Raw genomic sequence first — 7,176 nt, 5'->3', positions numbered from 1 at the left:
GTGGAACACAAGATTTTTGTTTTGTGTCAAAAACCCTGCCCTGGCTTTCATCCCTCGCACTGCGTTCCTTGTGCGGGGATTTCTCGCGGAGCGAAGATGTTAAATCAAAAAAAACGGCAGAAGGGTTAAACTTCTGCCGTGCTTTGAGGGTTAATTCTATTTAGTCAGTTGCCTTGGCTAAGACTGGCTGTTTTTCGCTGCGGAAGACTTTAACCTGTCCTTGTTCGTCGATATCTACTAAGGCAGTATCTCCTTCCCCAACCCGTCCTGACAAAATTTCTTCCGCCAGAACATCTTCGAGAAGGCGCATAATAGCACGACGTAAAGGCCTTGCCCCATAAGCGGGGTTGTAACCTTCCTCAACTAAGCGTTCTTTGAACTTATCGGTAACTTGGAGATTAATTTCTTTCTCTGTTAACCGTGCAAAGACTTCCTTGAGGAGAATTTCCGAAATTTCCTTAACTTCGTCCTTATTCAACTGACGGAAGACGATAATTTCATCGAGTCGGTTGAGAAACTCAGGCCGGAAGTAGTTCTTCAATTCCTCATTAACTAAGGAACGAATGCGGTTATATTGCGCTTCGTTTTGGTTATCTTCAAACTCAAATCCGAGGCCACCGCCACCCTTTTCAATCACCTTAGAACCGATATTAGAGGTCATAATTAACAGGGTATTCTTAAAGTCCACTGTCCGACCTTTGGCATCAGTTAGGCGACCATCTTCTAAGATTTGCAGGAGCATATTGAAGACATCAGGGTGAGCCTTTTCAATTTCATCAAAGAGAACCACCGTATAAGGACGACGACGCACCGCTTCTGTCAGTTGTCCCCCTTCGTTATAGCCCACATAGCCAGGAGGCGAACCAATTAACTTGGATACGGTATGGCGTTCCATGTATTCGGACATATCGAGACGAATCATCGCATCTTCTGACCCGAAGAAATAGGCAGCCAAAGCCTTAGTTAATTCAGTTTTACCAACCCCTGTCGGCCCAGAGAAGATAAAGCTGGCAATGGGACGGTTGGGGTTCTTCAGACCAACTCTGGCCCGACGAATAGCCCGCGAAACCGCTTTCACCGCATCTTCTTGACCAATCAGACGCTGATGCAAAGTATCTTCCATGTGTAGGAGCTTTTCGGATTCAGTTTCCGTCAACTTATTAACGGGAACTCCTGTCCAAGAAGCCACAATATGGGCGATTTCTTCGGAATCAACGAAGGGTTCCTCACTCTCTCCCTCAGTTTTCTTGGCTGAGGAGATAGCGCGAATTTGGGACTTAAGATCCATTTCCTGATCCCGTAACTCTCCAGCCCGATCAAAGTCCTGAGAACGTACAGCATCATCTTTTTGCTTGAGGATGATACGCAGTTCTTTATCCAGTTCCTTCGCTGCGGGAGGCAGTTGGGAATTCATTAAGCGTACCCGTGAGCCAGCTTCATCGATAAGATCAATGGCCTTGTCAGGTAGATAACGGTCAGAAATATAGCGATCGGAGAGTTTAGCGGCAGCTTCTAAGGCTTCATCCAAGATTTTTAACTTGTGATGTTGCTCATAGCGTTCCCGCAGTCCGTGAAGAATTTCGATGGTTTCCTCAACGGTTGGTTCACCAACCATTACGGGTTGAAAACGACGCTCTAAGGCAGCATCTCGTTCAATGTGCTTGCGATATTCATCGAGGGTGGTGGCCCCGATACATTGCAATTCACCCCGTGCTAAGGCTGGCTTGAGGATATTGGCGGCATCGATCGCCCCTTCAGCGGCCCCGGCCCCAATCAGGGTATGGACTTCATCAATAACGAGAACAACATTTCCCGCTTGACGAATTTCGTCCATGATTTTTTTGAGTCGTTCTTCAAATTCGCCCCGATATTTGGTTCCGGCCACTAATAAACCAATATCGAGGGTAACAACCCGTTTATCTTCGAGAATATCAGGAATATCTTTATCAGAGATGCGTTGGGCTAACCCCTCTGCGATCGCTGTTTTACCGACCCCTGGTTCCCCGATCAGAACGGGATTATTTTTGGTACGACGGCCGAGAATTTGGATCACCCGCTCGATTTCTTTTTGTCGTCCGACGACAGGATCAAGTTTTCCTTCGGCAGCTAATTGAGTCAAATTAGAGCCAAATTCATCGAGAGTGGGTGTTTTTGTCCGTCCTGATGGGCCACCACCAGCCGCCACTTCAGCAGTTTCGCCGAGTTGACGAATCACCTGGGTACGAACTTTGGAAAGGTCTACCCCTAGGTTTTCTAGTACCCTAGCGGCGACTCCTTCCCCTTCCCGAATTAATCCTAATAAAAGGTGTTCGGTACCGATGTAGTTATGACCGAGTTGTCTGGCTTCTTCTAGGGAGAGTTCCAGCACTCGTTTTGCTCTTGGGGTAAAAGGAATTTCAACGGCGACAAATCCTGATCCTCGACCAATGATTTTTTCGACCTCAATGCGAGCATCTTTAAGATTGACACCCATTGATTTGAGGACTTTGGCCGCGACTCCAGTCCCTTCGCCTATTAGCCCCAGAAGAATTTGTTCCGTCCCGACAAAGTTATGGCCGAGGCGGCGAGCTTCCTCCTGAGCTAACATGATTACCTTGATAGCTTTCTCTGTAAAGCGTTCAAACATATCTTTATTTATCCATCACCTGCTGCTTGCCCATGTAAGCTGATTTTAGCACAGCTTTTTTTTACTGTTATCTAAGTTTCATTTTGGTAGCCTTAACTACTATTCTACCTTTTTGTTTTTTTGACCTTGGGACACCATATTTCTGACTTGTTGACTCCAATGGTTGAGATTATCTAAATTTAAGCGATAACTGAGGGGATGGGCGATGAGACGGGCGGTACTCTGAAATAGGGTGTCAATTTCTACTAGGCCATTTTCTTTGAGGGTGCGTCCGGTGGAAACGAGATCGACGATCGCTTCTGACATTCCGGTAATGGGGCCTAATTCCACTGAGCCGTAAAGGGGTATGATTTCGACGGGGATATCTAAGCGGCGGAAATAATCTTTGGCGCAGTTGACAAATTTTGAGGCGACTTTTCCGTTGGGGGGCAATTCTCCTGGCCGTTGATAGGGACTTGATGCGGGGACGGCTACTGACATTCGACAACTGCCAAATTTTAGATCGGATAAATGGGCTACTGTGGGAGTTTTTTCTAATAATAAGTCATAGCCAACTATGCCTAATTGTGCTTGGCCATATTCGACATAAACGGGAACATCTGTTGCTCTAACTAATAAGGCTTTGGCGGTATTGGTGGGATCGGTAATTTGTAATTGACGGTTTTTTGAGTCTAAAAATCCACTAAAATCTAAGCCGATTTTTTGAAAGAGTTCAATGGAATCTGATAAAAGTGCGCCTTTGGGTAATGCAATGGTAATCATGTTTAGCTGATTTTCAAGAAATACTTTTTATTTTATCCTCAAGAAGACTCACAGGAAAGATGATCGCCTAATTTAGAATTATCCTTAATCTTCACTAGGGAACCATTTTTGAGTCGATAACTGCTCGAATGTATAAGGGCATTTTTCAGGGAAATCTACAAAAAAGCCTGTTTTTTCTTGAACATACCCCAAAGCATCTTCATAGATATTATCTAGTTCTTCTACTAGATAATTTTGTAAATTAGTTGTCAAGTATTTTCTTAACTGAGTCCGAAAACTTTGTATTTCTGCTCGCCAATGATTCTGATTTCTTTCCTTTTCTAGTTCCCAATATTGTAATAATAATAAATGTCTAATAATCTGTTCTAGAAAGCTACTTACTCTGCTTTTATCCCTTTTACCCAAGCTTTCTAACTCCTCAATGAGGTTTTCTAGATCTAAGTCATTTAAACGGTGTTCTTTAAGAATTTTGATGGTTTCTTCTAGCCAAAGATATTCATCAATTTCATAAAGATTTTTTAGATGATTTTGTGTTAGCATTTTGGCCACTGAATTAACTTTATATTACTGAACTTTTGCTCCTTGAGTATCAATGGTAAGTGATCGCACTTCACAATTAATTGCTCGTTGCGTCCAAGCGTTTTTCATGGCACTTTCAACAGATTGAAGATTCTGGGGACTTGTTAAGGCTAAAAGGGTTGGCCCTGCTCCACTAATGACCATACCATAGGCTCCTGCTTTCATAGCTGATTCTTGTACAAATTCATAGCCTTCAATTAGTCCTTTACGATAGGGTTGATGGACTTTATCGGCCATGGCTTTATTTAACCAGATTCCGTTGCCTGTTTCTAAGGCTCTAATTAGTAGTCCGATATGAGCAATGTTAAATATAGCATCAGCACGGGGTAAGGTTTTGGGTAATACGGCCCTTGCTTCTTCGGTGGATAATTCAAAGTTAGGGATAGCTACCACGGGGATAATATCGGAATGCCAAGGAATTTGACAAATTTCCCAGTTTCCCATCTCTCCAACGGATAATTGACAGTTTCCCAGTAAAGCAGGAACTACATTATCGGGGTGGCCTTCCATGGCGATCGCCAGTTCCATAATTTCTGACAAGGAGAGGGGTTTTCCCGCTAATTCATTGGCCCCCATTAGCCCGCCGACAATAGCCGTAGCAGAGCTTCCTAACCCTCTGGCTAGGGGAACACCTAAACGGATGTTAATGGCGATTCTAGGGGCTTTTTTGTTTAAATGGTGATACAAATGAGCAAAGGCTTGATAGATTAGGTTACTGCGATCGCAACTAACGCGGTGTGCTTCACTTCCGGTGACGGTAATTTCAAGCTCTGGGCTGCTTTCTTCTGCTAGGGTAAACTGGAATTGATTGTAAAGGGTTAGGGCTGCTCCCAGACAGTCAAAACCTGGGCCTAGGTTGGCGGTGGTTGCGGGTACGGAAATGGTAACAGTAGTCATGAACAGCCATTATTTTAAGATTTCTTTGGTTATTCTATATTTTTTTGCTACAAATTGGGTTGTGGGTTGTGATTCCACTATAATCGGACACGATGGGGCCGTTTAAAACAGTTCACTGAATACATTAACTATTTGAATAAGCATTATGTTTGACTTTATTCCTGTAGCTTCTCAGATATTAAACATAATAGTAAACTTGCCTAAAGTTATTGATACTATATCTAATCAAGCTCAAAAAGATGCTCGCATTGCAGAAATTTTAAAGCAGTTAAAGCTTGCTCCTATCCAGGGTTCTGATAACGTTGATATTGTTTATGCTTATGCTTTGGTGGAATATGGAGTGTTTAAGTCTCAACCTATTTTAAAATTACTGGCAGAATATAAAATCAAAGATGATTTTTGGGCTGCATATACTAATAATAATCCTTTGGAGTTTTTGCAAAAAGTAGAAATATTTTTAAACAACAAACCTGAGTTAAAAGAAGAAATCAGAAAGGCTAATTTTGAGCTTGCAGTTGAGTTAGAAGAATTTGGGGAAGCTTTTATTTCCTGTGCTAAAAGAACTACGGCAGCTAAGTTTAAGGTTAAGGGTGATTATCCTGATTGGGATCTTGGTGTTATTCCTACAGAGTTTAGGGCTTTAATTGAGGAAAAAACACGGTTATTTTGTGGCCGTACCTTTGTTTTTCAGGCATTTGATAAATTTCTACAAAGCAAAACCAAGGGTTATTTTACTGTTGTTGGTGATGCGGGAATGGGAAAAAGTGCCATTGCTTCTAAGTATGTTTTGTCCAAAAAAGTTCCTTGTTTTTTCAATATATTTGCAGAAGGAAGAAATAAACCTGAGAAGTTTTTAGGCAGTATTAGACAACAATTAATTAAACGTTATGGACTGCAAAATCAAGACAATGCTGATTTACAGACTCTATTGCAAAAAGCCAGTGAAAAACTATCAAAAGGACAACAATTAATCATTGTGGTTGATGCTTTGGATGAAGTTGAACAAGAGGGAAGTGGTAATCTGTTAGATTTACCGCAAAATCTCCCCAATGGGGTTTATTTTTTGCTAACGAGAAGACCTTATAATCAGCAAACTCGACGCTTAACGACTTCTCCTGACACGACATATAAAACTTTAGATTTGAAAGAAGAAGAATATCAGAAATTTAGTGAACAAGATGTTAAAGAATATATAGGTTTATTTCTACAAAAGGATAAAGAGAATAAGGATAAATTAAAAAAATGGCTTCAAGAAAGAAATATTAATGAGTTGACTTTTATTGAAGAAGTCGCCAAGAAAAGTGAAAATAATTTCATGTATTTACGTTATGTTTTACCTTGGATAGCTGAGGGTAAATATAGTGATTTAACGTTACAAGGTTTACCTGAAGGTTTACAAGCGTATTATGAGAAACATTGGGAACAAATGAATATGGAGGAAGAAGCAAACGAAACTAAGGTTAAAATCTTCTATATTTTGGTAGCAAGGGGTGATGAAATCTCATCAAAAATGATAGGTGATATTTTAGATTTAGATGAGTATGATGTTAAGTTGGTGTTAGAAAATAAGAATTGGTTTGAGTATATAACATCAAGAAAAGATAAGACAGAAGATAAAATTTACTATAGTATTTATCATCGTAGTTTCTTAGAGTTTCTGCAAGGAAAGGGTAAATTTGATAAAGGAAGGAGGTTATTTACAGAAGTTAATCAAAAAATGGCTGAATATTTACGAAAAGAGATGACAACGTAGGGTGGGCAATGCCCACCTTACAGATGATAATTTAGTGATGAAGGAGAAGTAATGAATTAATGGGACACATTGCAACTCAGTTAGCTGGAAAAAATGCTGAATTTAGACGCTTTTTCCTGGGTGAGTTTCCAAAAGTACAGCTACAAGCAGGAAACGGAGAAGAATATTACCTGAAATTAACTGATTTTGATTTTATTGCTCTCAAAATCAATCATGATAACTTTGGGGTAGAAGCATTAATCAGGGATTATGATTTAATTGATGATGCAGCAGAGGAAACCCTAAACCCTGAACAACTCAAAACCCTCAAATTCATTCAACGAACATTACAGTTATCCTCCCATATTTTAAATGAAGACTCGACCCAATTAGTGGGACAGTTATGGGGAAGATTACAGGGTTTTCCCAGTCCAGATATTGAGAGATTATTGAAAGATGCACAACTCAGCAACAGTAACAAGATTTGGTTACGTCCCCTGACTGCGAGTTTCACCACTCCTGATAGTCCTCTGATTCGTACTTTGGCGGGTCATAACTCCTCGGTAACAGCAGTAGCTAT

5 protein-coding genes and 1 pseudogene are annotated in these 7,176 nt (G+C 40.9%); 2 read left to right on the top strand and 4 right to left on the bottom strand.

All coding sequences use genetic code 11. The features are described from left to right. Positions 1-160: 160 nt before the first annotated feature. The 4 genes from VB691_RS06535 to thrB form a co-directional block, all read right to left on the bottom strand. Positions 161-2,626, bottom strand: a complete 2,466-nt coding sequence (locus tag VB691_RS06535) for an ATP-dependent Clp protease ATP-binding subunit (protein WP_323290663.1) — start codon at positions 2,624-2,626, stop codon at positions 161-163. A 99-nt stretch (positions 2,627-2,725) separates the two neighbouring features. Further along, positions 2,726-3,388, bottom strand: coding sequence for an ATP phosphoribosyltransferase (gene hisG / locus VB691_RS06530; protein ID WP_323290662.1), 663 nt, complete (start codon positions 3,386-3,388; stop codon positions 2,726-2,728). 84 nt (positions 3,389-3,472) lie between these two features. Then, positions 3,473-3,928, bottom strand: coding sequence for a DUF29 domain-containing protein (locus tag VB691_RS06525; protein ID WP_323290661.1), 456 nt, complete (start codon positions 3,926-3,928; stop codon positions 3,473-3,475). Positions 3,929-3,952: 24 nt separating this feature from the next. Further along, complete coding sequence (gene thrB / locus VB691_RS06520) at positions 3,953-4,864, bottom strand: homoserine kinase (protein ID WP_323290660.1); 912 nt, start codon at positions 4,862-4,864, stop codon at positions 3,953-3,955. Positions 4,865-5,009: 145 nt separating this feature from the next. Between thrB and VB691_RS06515 the strand changes: the two genes are divergently transcribed. Both VB691_RS06515 and VB691_RS06510 read left to right on the top strand, forming a co-directional pair. Further along, complete coding sequence (locus tag VB691_RS06515) at positions 5,010-6,617, top strand: AAA family ATPase (RefSeq protein ID WP_323290659.1); 1,608 nt, start codon at positions 5,010-5,012, stop codon at positions 6,615-6,617. 59 nt (positions 6,618-6,676) lie between these two features. After that, positions 6,677-7,176: pseudogene (locus VB691_RS06510) on the top strand (hypothetical protein); the annotation flags it as partial.

Origin of the sequence: Crocosphaera sp. XPORK-15E (assembly GCF_034931425.1) — a bacterium.
Classification (GTDB): Bacteria; Cyanobacteriota; Cyanobacteriia; order Cyanobacteriales; family Microcystaceae; genus UHCC-0190.
This window is presented reverse-complemented; position numbering and strand designations above follow the sequence as displayed.

Bases quoted from the DNA above. Each gene is read 5' to 3' on its own strand.
- VB691_RS06525 (WP_323290661.1), bottom strand. From the start codon at position 3,928: ATGCTAACACAAAATCATCTAAAAAATCTTTATGAAATTGATGAATAT.
- VB691_RS06535 (WP_323290663.1), bottom strand. From the start codon at position 2,626: ATGTTTGAACGCTTTACAGAGAAAGCTATCAAGGTAATCATGTTAGCT.
- thrB (WP_323290660.1), bottom strand. From the start codon at position 4,864: ATGACTACTGTTACCATTTCCGTACCCGCAACCACCGCCAACCTAGGC.
- hisG (WP_323290662.1), bottom strand. From the start codon at position 3,388: ATGATTACCATTGCATTACCCAAAGGCGCACTTTTATCAGATTCCATT.
- VB691_RS06515 (WP_323290659.1), top strand. From the start codon at position 5,010: ATGTTTGACTTTATTCCTGTAGCTTCTCAGATATTAAACATAATAGTA.